Below are 14693 nucleotides of genomic sequence, written 5' to 3' on the forward strand. Positions count from 1 at the left end.
CCGTCCTCCGCACGAAGGAAGAAATGACTGCACATTCTCTTGATGCCCTGCTTGCCGCCGGGGTCCGCGGACGCCACGTGTTGGTCCGCTCGGACCTGAATGTCCCGTTGGAGGGCGAACTCCCGGACCTGGCGGTCTCCGACGACGGGCGGATCCGGGCGTCCCTGCCGGTCATCGTCAAGCTCGCGCAGGCCGGGGCGCGGGTGGTCGTGACCGCCCATCTCGGCCGCCCCAAGGGCGCCCCCGAGGAGAAGTTCTCGCTGCGCCCCGCCGTCGCCCGGCTGAAGGAACTGGCACCGGTCACGGTCAAGTTCGCCGGAGACACGGTGGGCCCGGCCGCCCGGGAGGCGGCCGGCGGCCTGCAGGACGGGGAAGTGCTGGTGGTGGAGAACGTGCGGTTCGATCCCCGGGAAACCAGCAAGGACGACGCCGAACGGGAGGCCTTTGCCGCCGAACTCGCCGCCCTGACCGGCGACGACGGGGCCTACGTGGACGACGCCTTTGGTGCCGTCCACCGCAAGCATGCTTCGGTCTTCGACATCGCCCGCCGGCTTCCGGCCTACCAGGGAGACCTCGTGCGGACGGAGCTCCAGGTCCTGAACAAGCTCACCGAGGCGCCGCAGCGGCCGTATGTGGTGGTCCTGGGCGGTTCCAAGGTCTCGGACAAGCTGGCCGTGATCGAGAACCTGCTGGGCAAGGCCGACTACCTGCTGGTCGGCGGCGGCATGGTCTTCACCTTCCTGGCGGCCCAAGGCTACAAGGTCGGCTCCAGCCTGCTGGAGCAGGACCAGCTGGACACCGTGCGCGGCTATCTGGCACGCGCCAAGGAACTGGGTTGCACGTTCATCCTGCCGACCGACATCGTGGTCGCCGAGAAGTTCGCCGCCGATGCGGCCTGGGAAGTGGTTCGGGCGGACAGCATCGAGTCGGCATCGTTCGGCTCCGCCGGCATCGGCCTGGACATCGGCCCGGAGTCGGCCGAGGCCTTCGCCCACCAGATCCACTCGGCGAACACCGTCTTCTGGAACGGGCCGATGGGCGTGTTCGAGTTCGCCGCGTTCGCCAACGGCACCCGCACGGTGGCCAAGGCCCTCACCGGGAGTGACGGCTTCACCGTCGTCGGCGGAGGCGATTCCGCCGCCGCCGTCCGGGCCCTCGGCTTTGACGACGGCGCCTTCGGACACATTTCCACCGGCGGCGGCGCCAGCCTCGAATATCTCGAGGGCAAGACCCTGCCCGGCCTGGCGGCACTGGAGAACTGATCGAGCGGCAGCTCCCGCCGCCCCCCGGGCGGCAGGAGCTGCCGGCATCGCCCAGGCCCACGGCGCCGCCCGATGGCGCCGCCCGGCGCCTCCGCACGGCCCCGCCCCACCGCTCAGCACGGCGTCCACCGCGGCGCCCCCGACAGATGGAGACCTCAGTGACCAGCTCGACCAACGGAAAGTTCGACCGCACCCCGCTGATCGCCGGCAACTGGAAGATGAACATGGACCATGTCCAGGGCATCACCCTCTTGCAGAAACTGGCGTGGACGCTCAGCGATGCCCGGCACGACTATGCCCGGGTCGAGGTCGCCGTGTTCCCGCCGTTCACCGATCTGCGCGGCGTGCAGACGCTGGTCAATGGCGACGACCTGAAGCTTGTCTACGGCGCCCAGGACCTCTCGCCGCACGATGCCGGCGCCTACACCGGTGACATCTCCGGACAGTTCCTGGCCAAGCTGGGCTGCCGGTACGTGCTGGTCGGGCATTCCGAGCGGCGCGAGATCCACGGCGAGGACGACACGTTGCTGAACGGGAAGCTGAAGGCGGCCTACCGGCACAAGCTGACCCCGGTGCTGTGCGTCGGCGAAGGCCTCGCGGTGCGCCAGGCCGGGAACCACGTGGAGCACACGCTCAATCAGTTGCGGGCCGATGTGGCAGGCCTGGACGCCGGTCAGGCCGCCCGGCTGGTCATCGCCTACGAGCCGGTGTGGGCGATCGGCACCGGGGAAGTGGCCGGCCCCGAGGACGCCCAGGAGATGTGCGCCGCCATCCGTGCGGAGATGGCCGTCCTCTTCGACGACAGCGTGGCGGCCGGGGTGCGGTTGCTCTACGGCGGCTCCGTGAAGGCGGCGAACGCGGCCGCGATCCTGAACGAGCGCGACGTGGACGGCGTGTTGGTCGGCGGCGCCAGCCTGGACGCAGGCGAATTTGCTAATATTGTCAGGTTCGAACAACACCTGCTGACAAAGTGATGTCTGCCCGCCACTGGGATATCCCGACAGCTGACGAAAGGCCACTGTGGAAGCTCTGAAGATCACGCTGCAAATCCTGCTCGGCATCACGAGCCTGCTGCTGACCCTGCTCATCCTGCTCCACAAGGGGCGCGGCGGCGGCATGTCCGACATGTTCGGCGGCGGCATGACCACCAGCCTGGGATCGTCCGGCGTGGCGGAGCGCAACCTCAACCGGTTCACGGTCGTCCTGGGGCTCGTCTGGGGCGCGGTCATCGTAGCCCTGGGCCTCATGATGCGTTTCAGCGCGGAATCCTGACCGAGGCTTTCGGGGCCCGGCACCGCCGGGGGCTCCGCTCTCTGGGTTCGACGGGCCGACGACTTCGCCCGACCCCTTAACCCTTCGCTGTTCGACCCGTAGACTGGTGCCCGATGCAGGGGGCATCGATTCTTCTCAGCGGGGGAGCAAACATGGTTGATCCGTCGAATTCTTTCCGCGCGGTCCGGGTGGGTTCCGAGTCGGGTGCCGGGCTTGCAGGCTGGCAGGCCGTGACCGGGCGGACGGTAGTTCCGGTGACCAAGGTTCCCGTCACGTATTGGTGTCCGAGGGGACACGAGACCACGCCGGTGTTCGCCAATCTGAGCGAAGCCGACATTCCGCCGTCGTGGGACTGCCCGCACTGCGGCCAGACGGCGGCCAGGGAACCGGGCACGTACATCGCCGAGGCCCGCAGCAGCGACGAGCCCTACAAGAGCCACCTGGAGTACGCGAAGGAACGGCGCAGCCCGGACGAGGCGGAGGCCGTGGTGGAGCAGGCGCTTGAGAAGTTGCGGCGCCGACGTCGGGACGCGCGCTAGCGGTCGACCCCGCCGTGCCCCGGCCGGGCGCCGGCCGCTCTTAGCCGTCGCCTCTTTCGGCCGCGGACAGCAGCGCGTCGGGCAGCTTGGACGCGGCGTCCCGGTCCAGCAGCCACACGGTGCGCTTGCGCCCGCGGGCACCGGCGGCGGGAACCTGCACCGGGTTGGCGCCGGCCAAGGCGAGTCCCACGGCGCCGGCCTTGTCCTGGCCGCCTACCACCAGCCAGACCTCGTCCGCGGAGTTGATCGCCGGGAGGGTCAGGGACACGCGCTCCGGAGGTGGTTTCGGCGCATCCGTCTCGCCGATCACGGACCGCTCTTCCTCGCGGATGCCGCCCATCTCGGGGAACAGCGATGCGATGTGCGCATCCGGCCCCACGCCCAGCAACAGCACGTCGAATCTCGGCACCGGGCCGCTGGTGCCCTCGTCGGACGCGGCCTGCCGCAGCGCCGCGGAATAGGTTACGGCCGCCGCGTTCGGGTCGGCGTGTTCGCCGGCGGCACCGAAGGGGTGCACCCGGGCCGGGTCCAGCGGGAGCGCGTCCAGCAGCGCTTCGCGTGCCTGCCGTTCGTTGCGGTCCGGGCTGTCCTTGGGGACGAACCGCTCGTCGCCCCACCAGATGTTCACCTTGGACCAATCGAAGCCGGCGGGCGCGTCGACGGCGGCCACCGCCTTCAAGGTGTTGATGCCCAGGCTGCCGCCGGTGAGCACCACGGTGGCATCGCCGCGGCCGGCCTGGGCCGCCGCCAGGCGCTCCACCAGCCTCCGGGCCACCGAGCCGGCGACGGCGGCGGTGTCGGAGTGGACTATGACGTGTGGTTCAGCGGTCACTGCGGCGCACGCTCCTCAAATTGGTTCGGGGCAATCCGTGAATCAGCACCTCGCCGAACACTTCGTCCGGGTCCAGCCGGCGCAGTTCCTCGGCCAGGCATTCCTCCAGCGGGCGGCGCGGCAGCGTAATACGCTGCACCGGCAGGCCGGGCATGATCAGTTCGGCCACGGACGGGCCGGGACGCAGGATCTGGATGTCGCCGGTCGTCCGTGAAATGCGCACGCCCCTGATGCCGGTCCCCGCCGTGTCCTCCACGATGGTCACCGGCGCGTTCAGGGCCAGCGTCAGCCACGCCGCCAAGAGGACGGTGCTGGGGGAGTCCGAGGCGCCCTCCACGGCAACCGAGGTGACCGGGGCAGGTTCCAGCTGGTCAAAGACGGCGGCCAGCTGGACGCGCCAACTGGTCAGCCGCGTCCAGGCCAGGTCCGTGTCGCCGGCGGTATGGGTCTCGCGCAGGCTGAACAGCGCCTGCTGCGGGTCCGGCTCCTTGTCTGAATCCGTGATGCGGCGGTGCGCAATCCGGCCGATGGACGTGCGCGAAGCATCCTTCGGCATGCCGTGCGGCCACCAGGCCACGATCGGGGCGTCGGGCAGCAGCAGCGCGGCCACAAGGGACTCGCTCTCGGCTGCCAGCTGGCCGTAGCCGTACAGCACCACCACTTCGGCCGCTCCGGCATCGCCGCCGACCCGGATCTGGGCATCCAGCTTGGTCTCCGCCTCCGACCCGGCATCCACCAGGGCGATGATCCGGCAGGGATGTTCCCGGCTCGCGGCGTTGGCGGCGAAGATGGCCTCTTCTTCGTAACCGAGCGAGGTCACGACCACCAGGGTCAGCACCCGCCCCAGGGCCACAACGCCGCCTTGCTCCCGCATGGCCACGATTTCCTTCGAGACCTTCGACGTGGTGGTGTCCTTGAGCTCTTTAATCACGGCCTTCTCCAAGTGCGTCCGTCGCGGGCCAGCAGCTCATCGGCCGACGCCGGTCCCCAGCTGCCGGGGGAGTAGGGCTCCGGCCGGGTGCGGCTGTTGGCCCAGTACTCCTCGAACGGGTCCAGGATCTTCCAGGACAGCTCGACTTCCTGGTGGCGGGGGAACAGCGGCGGCTCGCCGAGCAGTACGTCCAGGATCAGCCGTTCGTAGGCCTCCGGACTGGACTCGGTGAACGCGTGCCCGTAGCCGAAGTCCATGGTGACGTCCCGGACCTCCATTTGCGTGCCGGGCACCTTGGACCCGAAGCGCATGGTGACTCCTTCGTCCGGCTGGACACGGATCACCACCGCGTTCTGGCCGAAGTCGTCCTCGTGGTGGTTGGGGAACAGCAGGTTCGGCGCGCGTTTGAACACCACCGCAATCTCCGTGACCCGGCGGCCCAGCCGCTTGCCGGCACGCAGGTAGAACGGCACGCCGGCCCAGCGCCGGGTGTGGATGTCCAGCCGCAGCGCCGCGTAGGTCTCGGTGACCGAGTCCGGGTTGAAGCCTTCTTCCTCCAGGTAGCCGGCCACTCTCTCACCGCCCTGCCACCCGCCGGTGTACTGGCCGCGGGCCGAATGGGCCGACAGGTCCTCGGGGAGCTTGACGGCGGCCAGCACCTTTTCCTTCTCCGTCCGCAGGTCCTCCGCGTTGAAGGAAATGGGCTCCTCCATGGCGGTCAGGGCGAGCAACTGGAGCAGGTGGTTCTGGATGACGTCGCGCGCCGCCCCGACGCCGTCGTAATAGCCTGCGCGGCCGCCGATCCCGATGTCTTCCGCCATGGTGATCTGCACGTGGTCCACGTAGTTCGCGTTCCAGAGCGGCTCAAACAGCTGGTTGGCGAAGCGCAGGGCCAGGATGTTCTGGACCGTCTCCTTGCCCAGATAGTGGTCGATCCTGAACACCGCGTCCGGCGGGAAGACCGATTCGACGATGTTGTTCAGTTCGCGTGCGGACTGAAGGTTATGCCCGAAGGGCTTCTCGATGACAACCCGCCGCCAGGGCGTGCCGTCAGCTTCCTCGGGTGCCTGGGCCAGGCCGTGCGAGGAGAGCATCTTGCACACCTGCTCGAAGGCCTTCGGCGGAATCGAGAGGTAGAACGCGTGGTTGCCCTGCGTCCCGCGCTGCTCGTCCAGCTCTTCCAGGGTGCCGCGGAGCTGCTCAAAGGCCTCCTCGTCGTCGAAGGCGCCCTGGACGAACCGGATGCCCGCCGCCAGGTGGGTCCAGATGTCCTCGCGGAACGGGGTGCGGGCATGCCGCTGCACGGATTCCTTCACCTGGGCCGCGAACTCGTCGTCGTCCCATGGCCTGCGGGCAAAACCGACCAGCGCGAAGCTCGGCGGCAGCAGCCCGCGATTGGCCAGATCGTAGACCGCCGGCATGAGCTTCTTGCGGGCAAGGTCTCCGGTGACCCCGAACAGCACCAGGGAACAGGGGCCGGCAATGCGGTCGAGCCGGCGGTCACGCGGATCCCGGAGCGGGTTGGCCCGACGCCGCCGTCGTTCGGAAGGGGCCATTACTGCTTTCCAGCCAGTCGGGACACCGCGTCCATCACCTGGCGCACGCCGGCGGCCCGGTCGGCCAGATGCAGGCGCAGGACGGGGCGGCCGCCCTCCCGCAGCACGTTGGCATCGCCGGCGGCCTGGGCATCGATCAGTTCGCCGAAGCTGAACTCGCGTCCCGGGATGGGGATGTCCGTCGCGGCCTCGCCGGTCAGCTGCAGGTAGACGCCAATGCCCGGCCCGCCCTTGTGGAACTGCCCGGTGGAGTGCAGGAACCGCGGGCCCCAGCCGAACGTTACGGGCCGTCCGGTCGCCTCGGCCAGCAGGGGCCGGACGCGTTCCAACTCGGCCTGGCCGAAGCGGTCAAGGTAGGCCTGCACGCTCACGTAGCCGTCCGGCCCCAGTTGGCCCAGCAGGCCGCGCAGCGCGTCGTCCAGCGACGCACCCATGGCCAGGCCGCTGCCGCGCACCTGGACGGCTCCGTCGGTGAAGTCGGGCAGCGCCGCGGCCGGGCGTTCGTCCAGCAGCCCGCGTGCTGCAACCTTCGCCGCCTCGACGTCCGGCTGGTCGAAGGGGTTGATGCCCAGCAGGCGGCCGGCTACGGCCGTGGCGTATTCCCACAGCAGCAGTTGGCTGCCCAGGCTCCCGCCCACGGCAACCTCGTCGGCTCCGACCGTCACCTCGTGATCGGGGGAGACCAGCCGGACCACGAGCACATCCTTGGCTCCGGAGACGGTCTCCGGATCGCCGGCGTTGACCACCACCGGCAGCAGTCCGGTTCCCAGCTTGCCGGTGGACTCGGCCACCAACTGCTCGGCCCAGTCGGCGAAGCCGACGATCCCGGAACCGTCGTCGGCGATGGCTATCTTGTTGCGCAGCGGCTCGGTGCCGGCCAGCGCCGCGCCCAGGGCCAGGGCCATGTTGTCGGCGGAATCCTCGGAGAGCACCTCGGCGGCCTCTTCGGCGTCGTCGAGCAGCCTCTCGATGTCCACGCCGGCCAGTCCGGCAGGGACCAGCCCGAACGCGGTCAGCGCGGAGTACCGTCCGCCGACGTTGGGGTCGGCGTTGAACACCGCACGGTACCCGGCTTCCCGCGCCGCCTCATCCAGCGGGGAGCCGGGATCGGTGACCACGATGATGCGCGAGGCGGCGTCCAACCCGGCGTCGGCGAACGCCTGCTCGAAGACGCGGCGCTGGGAATCGGTTTCCAGCGTGGAACCGGACTTGGAGGACACGATGATGGCGGTGTCGGCCAGCCGTTCGGCCAGCGCGGCACCCACCTGCTGGGGATCCGTGCTGTCGAGCACGGTGAGCTCCACGCCGGCGGTATTGGCGATCACTTCCGGTGCCAGCGAGGAGCCGCCCATCCCGGCCAGCACAAAGCGCGTCACGCCCTCGGCCGCAAGCTCCCTGCGCAGCTCCAGGATTTCCGGAACCAGCGGCCGGGACAGCGCCGCCGCATCGACCCAGCCGAGGCGGACGGCCGCCTCGGCTTCCGCCTCCGGGCCCCACAGGGTGTTGTCCTGGGTCGCGATGCGGGACGCGACGCGGTCCTCCACCAGCGTGTCGACATGGCGGCTGACGGCGGCCAGTGCGGCTCCCGACGCCTCGAAAGCCAGCGAACTCATGACTGCCCGGCTCCGTGCACCGAGTCAAGGGCGTTCTGGACGGTCTCCCGCAACTGCTGCCAGCTGGCCACGAACTTCTCCAGGCCCTCCTCCTCGAGCAGTTCCACCACCTCGTTGTAGGAGATGCCGGCCTGCGCGATGTCGTCGAGCACCTTGTTCGCTTCCGCGTAGGTGCCGGTGACCCGGTCTCTCTCGACCTTCCCGTGGTCGGCGACGGCTTCCAGCGTCGGCTCCGGCATGGTGTTGACCACGTTCGGGGCCACCAGTTCGGTGACGTAGAGGGTGTCCGGGTAGTCCGGGTTCTTCACGCCGGTGGAGGCCCACAGCGGCCGCTGAGGCCGGCCGCCGGCAGCGGCCAGCACCTGCCAGCGTTCGGTCGCGAACTGCTCCTCGTAGATCTGGTACGCCAGGCGGGCGTTGGCGACGCCGGCCTTGCCCTTCAACGCGGCGGCCTCCGCGGACCCGGCGGCGTCCAGGCGCTTGTCGATCTCGGTATCGACGCGGGAGACGAAGAACGAAGCCACCGAGTGGATGGTCGACAGGTCCTTGCCGTTTTCCTTGGCCTGCTCCAGGCCCAGCATGAAGGCGTTGATCACTTCGCGGTAGCGCTGCAGCGAGAAGATCAGCGTCACGTTGACGCTGATGCCGAGCGCGAGGGTCTCGGTGATGGCCTCCAGGCCTTCGCTGGTGGCTGGGATCTTGATGAAGGCATTGGTGCGGCCCACGGCCTTGTGCAGATGCTGCGCCTCGGCGGCCGTGCCGTGCGCGTCACGGGCCAGCCGCGGATCCACCTCGATCGACACGCGGCCGTCCACGCCCTCCGTATCGGCGGCGAGCGGGGAGAACAGGTCGCAGGCCTCGGCCACGTCGGACGTGGTGATGGCGAAGACAGCCGTATCCACGTCCGCGCCGTCGGCGGCCAGTTGCTGGACCTGCGCTTCGTAGCTGCGGCCGTCCTGCAGGGCGGCGGCGAAGATGGAGGGGTTGGTGGTGACGCCCACCACGTTCCGTTCGTCGATCAGGGCCTTCAGGGTCCCGGAGTTGATCCGCTCCCGCGAAAGGTCGTCGAGCCAGATGGAAACGCCCGCATCGGAGAGTGCCTGGGTATTCGGGTTGGACATTGCGTCCTCCTTAGGAATCGGTGGTCTGGGAGAGCGAGTCGCGGGCGGCCTCGACAACAGCCTCGGCCGTGAGTCCGAATTCGCGGAACAGGGTCTTGTAGTCGGCAGAGGCGCCGTAGTGCTCCAGGGACACGCTGCGGCCGGCGTCGCCGACCAGGCCGTCCCAGCACTGCGCGATGCCGGCTTCCACCGACACGCGGGCCTTGATGCCGGCCGGGAGCACGGACTCGCGGTAGGCGGGGTCCTGCCGGTTGAACCACTCGAGGCAGGGGACGGAGACCACGCGGGTGGCGATGCCGTCGGCCTGCAGCGTCTCGCGGGCCTGGACGGCCAGCTGCACCTCGGAACCGGTGGCGAGCAGGATCACCTGCGGCGTCGTGTCCGCGCCGTCGGACTGCGCCTCGGCCAGCACGTAGGCGCCCTTCGCCACGTTCTCGGCGGAGGCGAAACCGTTCTCGCCGCGCTCGTAGACGGGCAGGTTCTGCCGGGTGAGGACAATGCCGGCCGGGTTGCTGTGGTTCTCCAGCACCGCCTTCCAGGCTTGAGCCACCTCGTTGGCATCGGCCGGGCGGACGACGTCGAGGCCCGGAATGGCACGCAGGCTCGCCAGCTGCTCCACCGGCTGGTGGGTCGGTCCGTCTTCGCCCAGCCCGATGGAATCGTGCGTCCACACGTAGATGGAGGGAACGCCCATCAGGGCGCCCAGCCGGATGGCCGGCCGCTGGTAGTCGCTGAAGATCAGGAACGTGCCCGAGAAGGCGCGGGTGTTGGAGCTGAGCACAATGCCGTTCACGATGGAGGCGGCCGCATGCTCGCGGATGCCGAAGTGCAGCACCCTGCCGTACGGCCCGCCGGACCACATGTCGGTCTGCCGCGACTCGGGAACGAACGACGGGGAGCCTTCGATCGTGGTGTTGTTGGACTCGGCCAGGTCCGCCGAACCGCCCCACAGCTCCGGCAGCACCGGGCCGATGGCGTTGAGCACCTTGCCGGAGGCGGCCCGGGTGGAGACGTCCTTGCCGGCCGGGAACTCGGGCAGCGCCGCCTCCCAGCCTTCCGGCAACTCGGAGGCCTGCACACGGTCCAGCAGCGCGGCGTTCTCCGGGTTGGCCTCGCGCCAGGCCTGGTAGCCGGTCTCCCAGTCCGCGCGGGCCTGCTTACCGCGCACGGCTACCTGCCGGGCGTGATCCAGGACCTCCGGCTCGACCGCGAAATGCTGCTCCGGATCGAAGCCGAGCACCTCCTTGACGGCGGCGACCTCCTCGGCGCCCAGGGCGGAGCCGTGGATCTTGCCCGTGTTCTGCTTCTTGGGGGCGGGCCAGCCGATGACGGTGCGCAGCGCGATGATTGAGGGCCGCGAGGTCTCGGTCTTCGCGGCTTTCAACGCCTCGAACAGGGCCGGGACATCTTCGACGTACTCGCCGGTCTCGGTCCAGTCGACCCGCTGGGTATGCCAGCCGTACGCCTCGTACCGCTTGAGGACGTCTTCGCTGAAGGCGATGTCGGTGTCGTCCTCGATGGAGATCTTGTTGTCGTCGTAGAGCACCACTAGGTTGCCCAGCTCCTGGTGGCCGGCCAGGGAGGAGGCCTCCGAGGTGACGCCCTCCTGCAGGTCGCCGTCGGACGCGATCACCCAGACGGTGTGGTCGAACGGGCTCTCGCCGGCGGCAGCATCGGCGTCGTACAAGCCGCGGGTGCGGCGCTGCGCGTAGGCGAAGCCGACGGCGGAGGCGAGCCCCTGGCCCAGCGGGCCGGTCGTGATTTCGACACCCGGGGTGTGCTTGTACTCGGGGTGGCCCGGCGTGAGCGATCCCCAGGTCCGCAGCGCCTTCAGGTCCTCCAGTTCCAGGCCGTAGCCGGAGAGGAACAGCTGGATGTACAGCGTCAGCGAAGTGTGGCCGGGGGAGAGGACGAACCGGTCGCGGCCCACCCACTGCGGATCGGTGGGGTCGTGGCGCATGAACTTCTGGAAGATCAGGTACGCGGCCGGGGCCAGGCTCATGGCGGTGCCGGGGTGGCCGTTGCCGACCTTCTCCACTGCATCGGCCGCGAGGACACGCACCGTGTCCACCGCCCGCTGGTCCAGCGATGTCCAGGACAATTCCTGATCTTCCATGTGTGGCACCGGGTGGGCCCCTTTCTGATCTGCGTCTAGGCGGCAGCCGACGGTCCGGAAAGTAGCCGCAGCCGCGGACCGATTGGGCCATTCGCCGTTGTTACTGCCTCAAGCTTGTTGCGCCGATAACCGCGGATTGGCGCTCCTTCCCCACTCTATCCGTTGCGTCTGCAATGCGCAGGACGCTGTGCAGTGCCCGCAGTCACAGGCGGGCCCTGTTTGTCGCCGGCGGACGTCCCCGCGCCCGAGCGGGTTTCGGCGCGGGCGGGCGAAACCGGTTTCTCCGAGCAGGAAACCGGTTTCTACGAGACATAGAAGGAGTATGATGTAGGTGCACCTTGGCCCGTCCTTAACGGCTGGGCGCTTTCGTGTGTCAGACGAACTCCAGCAGAACTGAGTGGTTTTTCCTTGAATATCCAGACCGTTCCGGACCAGGCGTTGGCCGTTCCGGCCAAGCCCGGCTTCTCGCGCAAGGCCAAGGCCTACCTGTCGCTCACGAAGCCCCGCGTGATGGAACTTCTGCTGGTGACCACCCTGCCCACCATGATCTTCGCTCAGGGCGGTTTCCCCGACCTCTGGCTGATGGCTGCCACGATGGTCGGCGGTGCCCTCGCCGCCGGCGCGGCCGGCTCCTTCAACTGCTACATCGACCGGGACATGGACAAGCTCATGCACCGGACCGAGAACCGCCCGCTCGTGACCGGGGAACTGACTCCGCGCGAGGCGCTGGTGTTCTCCTGGGTGCTCGCCGTGGTGGCCGTGGCGCTCCTCTGGTTCGGGGCGAATCCGCTGGCCGGCATGCTGGGCGTCGGCGCGATTTTCTTCTACGTCGTGATCTACACGCTGATCCTGAAGCGCCGCACCTCACAGAACATCGTCTGGGGCGGCGCCGCCGGGTGCTTCCCCGTGCTCATCGCCTGGGCGGCGGTGACCAACACGGTGGCGTGGCCGGCGGTGATCCTGTTCATGGTCATCTTCCTGTGGACGCCCCCGCACTACTGGCCGCTGTCCATGAAATACAGCGACGACTACAACGCGGCCAACGTGCCGATGCTCGGCGCGATCGCCAGCGCACGGCAGGTCTCAGTGCAGGTTGTCCTCTATGCCTGGGCCACCCTGGTCTGCTCGCTGCTGCTGGCTCCGGTCGGCGGCGCCGGCTGGGTCTACACCATCGTGGCACTGCTCAGCGGTTCCTGGTTCGTCTACGAATCGCACCGGCTCTACGCGCTGACCAAGCGCGGAACCGAAAGCACAGCCGTCACGAACAAGAGCGCCATGCGCGTGTTCCATGGTTCCATCAGCTACCTCACGGTGCTGTTCCTGGCCCTGGCCCTGGATCCCTTTATCGGCGGTCCCGTCTTCGGCTAGGCGCACCCCGCCCGACGCCGGCCTGAAACCTCCCGGCGGTGCCGCCGGGGAAGCGTTCCCTGCTGCCCGGGCTGCCCTCAGCGGGCTCTGCTGCCCGCGCTGCCCTAAGATTGCGGCATGAATCCCTTCCGCGGCCTGATTGCCTATCCGGTGACCCCCTTCGATCACGACGGCGGCGTCAACCTTCCGGAGCTGATCCGCCATATCGCTGCCGTGAGCGAGGCGCCCGTCGACGCGATCACGGTGCTGGGCAGTTCGGGCAACTTCGCGTATCTGGACCGCGCGGAACGACGGGATGTCGTCACGGCGGCCGTGGAGGCGGTTAAGGCGGTCCGGCCCGGGCTGCCGGTGTGCGTCGGCGTGAGCGCGGTGGGCACCCGTGAACTCCTGCAGAACATCGACGACGCCGACGCGGCCGGTGCCGACGGCCTCCTGGTTTCCACGGTGTCCTACTACCCCCTGACGGACGAGGAAGTAGCGGCCCAGTGCGTTGCGGCCGCCCGCCGGTCCGGCCTCCCCGTCTGCCTGTACAGCAACCCCCGCACCACACGGTTCAGCTTCAGCCTGGAGCTCGTGGCCGAGCTGGCCGCGGAACCCAACATCGTGGCCGTGAAAGAATCGGCACCCTCCGCCGAAGTATTCCGCGGCCGATATGAAGAACTCCGGGGCCTGCTGCCGGTCGAGGCCGGCGACTTTAGCCACGGCATGAGCGGCGACGCGCTGATAGCCGACGCCGGCTTCGCGGCCGATGCCTGGCACGGCGGGCCGATTGCCGTGCTGCCGGCGCATTACCGGGTGTTGCGCGACGCCGTGCTGGCCGGCGATGAGGAAACCGCGGCCGCGGCACGGGCCGCGTTGGCTCCGCTGATGGCCTATTTTGGGTCGTTGCGACCGCTCAGCAATTTCTACTCATTGGCAAGGGCCGCCGGGATCGACGCGGGCGATCCGCGGCTGCCGCTGCACCCGTTGCCCGGGAGCAGCCGCCGCGAACTCGCGCGCCTCCTCGAGGAGATCGAGGCGTTCCGCCCGGCTCACCGGGCGCCGGCCGGACAGTAGCGCCTGCCCCGCCGCCTGGCCGGACTGGAGCGGGAACTTGCCCATCGGAACGGCCGGACTGGAGCGGGAACTTGCCCGCCGCACTGCCGGACTAGAGCGGGAACTTGCCCGTCGAACGGTCCCAGACGTTCGTGGCCGCGACGGTCAGCAGGGCGGAACCGAGCATGTGCAGCAGCACGAGGCCGACGGGCAGGCCGGTGAAGTGCTGAAGGTAACCGATGCCGCCTTGCAGCACGACCACGGCGGCCAGCCACCAAAGGGCGGTACGCAGTTGCGCGGAGGTGGCGCGGCGGTAGGCGAGCACCAGCGCCAGCACGATGGCCGCGACCAGCAGGTAGACCGGCACCACGTGGATCCGCGTGACCAGGTCCGCGCTGAAGTCGTGCCGCGGGGCACTGGCGTCGCCGGCATGCGGGCCGGTGCCGGTCACGATCGTGCCCAGCACGATGGAGGCAGCGGAGGTAGCGGCGATGGTCCAGCCCAGGGTTGCCTGGATGCGCGGGACGGGAGCGACGGCCACGGCGGAGCGGCCGCGCAGGTACATGCCCGTGCGGTTCACCAGCAGCGTGGCGACGGCCACCAGCGCCGCCGAGGCCAGGAAGTGCAGGCTCACCACCCACGGATTAAGGTCGGTCCACACGGTGATGCCGCCGATCAGGGCCTGCACCGGAATGACGCACAGCAGGGCCACCGCCAGGCCGAACAGGGTGCGGTGTGAACGGCGCATCCGCCACAGCGACACGAGCATGGCCACGGCGATGATGACCAGGATGAACGTCAGCGTGCGGTTGCCGAACTCGATCAGCCCGTGGATGCCCATCTCCGGCGTCGGCGTCATGGAACCGGGCACGCAGTTGGGCCATTCGGAGCAGCCCAGGCCGGACTTGGTCAGCCGCACGGCGCCGCCGGTGATGATGATGCCCATCTGCGATACCAGCGAGGCGATGGCCAGCCCGTGCACGGTTCGAGTGACCGAGACGGGCAGCAGATCCTTGAGGTCGCGGGACTTCGGGGTGGCGGTGGTCAT

The 14693-nt window shown here is 69.1% G+C and carries 13 protein-coding genes; 6 read left to right on the top strand and 7 right to left on the bottom strand.

Annotated elements, in window-relative coordinates; translation table 11 throughout:
- The first annotated feature begins 23 nt into the window (after positions 1-23).
- The 4 genes from AC5RVZ_RS21870 (at position 24) to AC5RVZ_RS21885 (ending at position 3073) form a co-directional block, all read left to right on the top strand.
- On the top strand, positions 24-1262 hold the full coding sequence (locus AC5RVZ_RS21870; RefSeq protein WP_494067760.1) for a phosphoglycerate kinase: 1239 nt from the start codon (positions 24-26) through the stop codon (positions 1260-1262).
- Positions 1263-1420: 158 nt separating this feature from the next.
- Positions 1421-2236, top strand: a complete 816-nt coding sequence (tpiA, locus tag AC5RVZ_RS21875) for a triose-phosphate isomerase (RefSeq protein WP_494067761.1) — start codon at positions 1421-1423, stop codon at positions 2234-2236.
- Between the two features lie 46 nt (positions 2237-2282).
- Complete coding sequence (secG, locus tag AC5RVZ_RS21880; protein ID WP_493938941.1) at positions 2283-2534, top strand: preprotein translocase subunit SecG; 252 nt, start codon at positions 2283-2285, stop codon at positions 2532-2534.
- A gap of 152 nt (positions 2535-2686) precedes the next feature.
- Positions 2687-3073 carry an RNA polymerase-binding protein RbpA gene (locus AC5RVZ_RS21885; RefSeq protein ID WP_494067762.1) on the top strand — a complete coding sequence of 129 codons (387 nt, stop codon included), beginning with the start codon at positions 2687-2689 and terminating at the stop codon, positions 3071-3073.
- A gap of 40 nt (positions 3074-3113) precedes the next feature.
- Here AC5RVZ_RS21885 and pgl read toward each other — a convergent pair whose 3' ends face one another.
- Genes pgl through tkt form a run of 6 tightly spaced genes read right to left on the bottom strand, consistent with a single transcriptional unit; the run spans position 3114 to position 11242 of the window.
- Positions 3114-3905: a 6-phosphogluconolactonase gene (gene pgl / locus AC5RVZ_RS21890; protein WP_494067763.1), complete on the bottom strand. Its 792-nt coding sequence runs from the start codon at positions 3903-3905 to the stop codon at positions 3114-3116.
- Complete coding sequence (locus tag AC5RVZ_RS21895; RefSeq protein ID WP_494014129.1) at positions 3895-4779, bottom strand: glucose-6-phosphate dehydrogenase assembly protein OpcA; 885 nt, start codon at positions 4777-4779, stop codon at positions 3895-3897. Before AC5RVZ_RS21895 ends, pgl begins: the two co-directional genes overlap by 11 nt.
- A gap of 53 nt (positions 4780-4832) precedes the next feature.
- A complete protein-coding gene (gene zwf / locus AC5RVZ_RS21900) occupies positions 4833-6392 on the bottom strand; it encodes a glucose-6-phosphate dehydrogenase (protein WP_494067764.1) in 1560 nt (519 codons plus the stop codon).
- Positions 6392-8005 (bottom strand): phosphoglucose isomerase-related protein, encoded by a 1614-nt coding sequence (locus tag AC5RVZ_RS21905; protein ID WP_494067765.1) that lies wholly within the window; start codon positions 8003-8005, stop codon positions 6392-6394. Before AC5RVZ_RS21905 ends, zwf begins: the two co-directional genes overlap by 1 nt.
- Positions 8002-9126, bottom strand: coding sequence for a transaldolase (gene tal / locus AC5RVZ_RS21910; RefSeq protein ID WP_494067766.1), 1125 nt, complete (start codon positions 9124-9126; stop codon positions 8002-8004). The genes AC5RVZ_RS21905 and tal overlap by 4 nt, the downstream gene beginning before the upstream one ends.
- Positions 9127-9136: 10 nt before the next feature.
- A complete protein-coding gene (gene tkt / locus AC5RVZ_RS21915) occupies positions 9137-11242 on the bottom strand; it encodes a transketolase (RefSeq protein WP_494067927.1) in 2106 nt (701 codons plus the stop codon).
- Positions 11243-11650: 408 nt separating this feature from the next.
- On the opposite strand from tkt, the gene AC5RVZ_RS21920 reads away from it, so the two are divergent.
- Together AC5RVZ_RS21920 and AC5RVZ_RS21925 are read left to right on the top strand one after the other, a co-directional pair.
- Positions 11651-12610, top strand: a complete 960-nt coding sequence (locus AC5RVZ_RS21920) for a heme o synthase (protein WP_493978526.1) — start codon at positions 11651-11653, stop codon at positions 12608-12610.
- Between the two features lie 117 nt (positions 12611-12727).
- Complete coding sequence (locus AC5RVZ_RS21925; protein WP_494067767.1) at positions 12728-13666, top strand: dihydrodipicolinate synthase family protein; 939 nt, start codon at positions 12728-12730, stop codon at positions 13664-13666.
- A 91-nt stretch (positions 13667-13757) separates the two neighbouring features.
- On the opposite strand, the gene AC5RVZ_RS21930 is transcribed toward AC5RVZ_RS21925, so the two are convergent.
- Positions 13758-14693, bottom strand: coding sequence for a COX15/CtaA family protein (locus tag AC5RVZ_RS21930; protein WP_494067768.1), 936 nt, complete (start codon positions 14691-14693; stop codon positions 13758-13760).

The sequence above is a fragment of the Arthrobacter sp. Cza30 genome, assembly GCF_059090765.1.

Bases quoted from the DNA above. Each gene is read 5' to 3' on its own strand.
- AC5RVZ_RS21870 (WP_494067760.1), top strand. From the start codon at position 24: ATGACTGCACATTCTCTTGATGCCCTGCTTGCCGCCGGGGTCCGCGGA.
- AC5RVZ_RS21885 (WP_494067762.1), top strand. From the start codon at position 2,687: ATGGTTGATCCGTCGAATTCTTTCCGCGCGGTCCGGGTGGGTTCCGAG.
- AC5RVZ_RS21895 (WP_494014129.1), bottom strand. From the start codon at position 4,779: ATGCGGGAGCAAGGCGGCGTTGTGGCCCTGGGGCGGGTGCTGACCCTG.
- zwf (WP_494067764.1), bottom strand. From the start codon at position 6,392: ATGGCCCCTTCCGAACGACGGCGGCGTCGGGCCAACCCGCTCCGGGAT.
- AC5RVZ_RS21905 (WP_494067765.1), bottom strand. From the start codon at position 8,005: ATGAGTTCGCTGGCTTTCGAGGCGTCGGGAGCCGCACTGGCCGCCGTC.
- tal (WP_494067766.1), bottom strand. From the start codon at position 9,126: ATGTCCAACCCGAATACCCAGGCACTCTCCGATGCGGGCGTTTCCATC.
- tkt (WP_494067927.1), bottom strand. From the start codon at position 11,242: ATGGAAGATCAGGAATTGTCCTGGACATCGCTGGACCAGCGGGCGGTG.
- AC5RVZ_RS21925 (WP_494067767.1), top strand. From the start codon at position 12,728: ATGAATCCCTTCCGCGGCCTGATTGCCTATCCGGTGACCCCCTTCGAT.
- AC5RVZ_RS21930 (WP_494067768.1), bottom strand. From the start codon at position 14,693: ATGACCACCGCCACCCCGAAGTCCCGCGACCTCAAGGATCTGCTGCCC.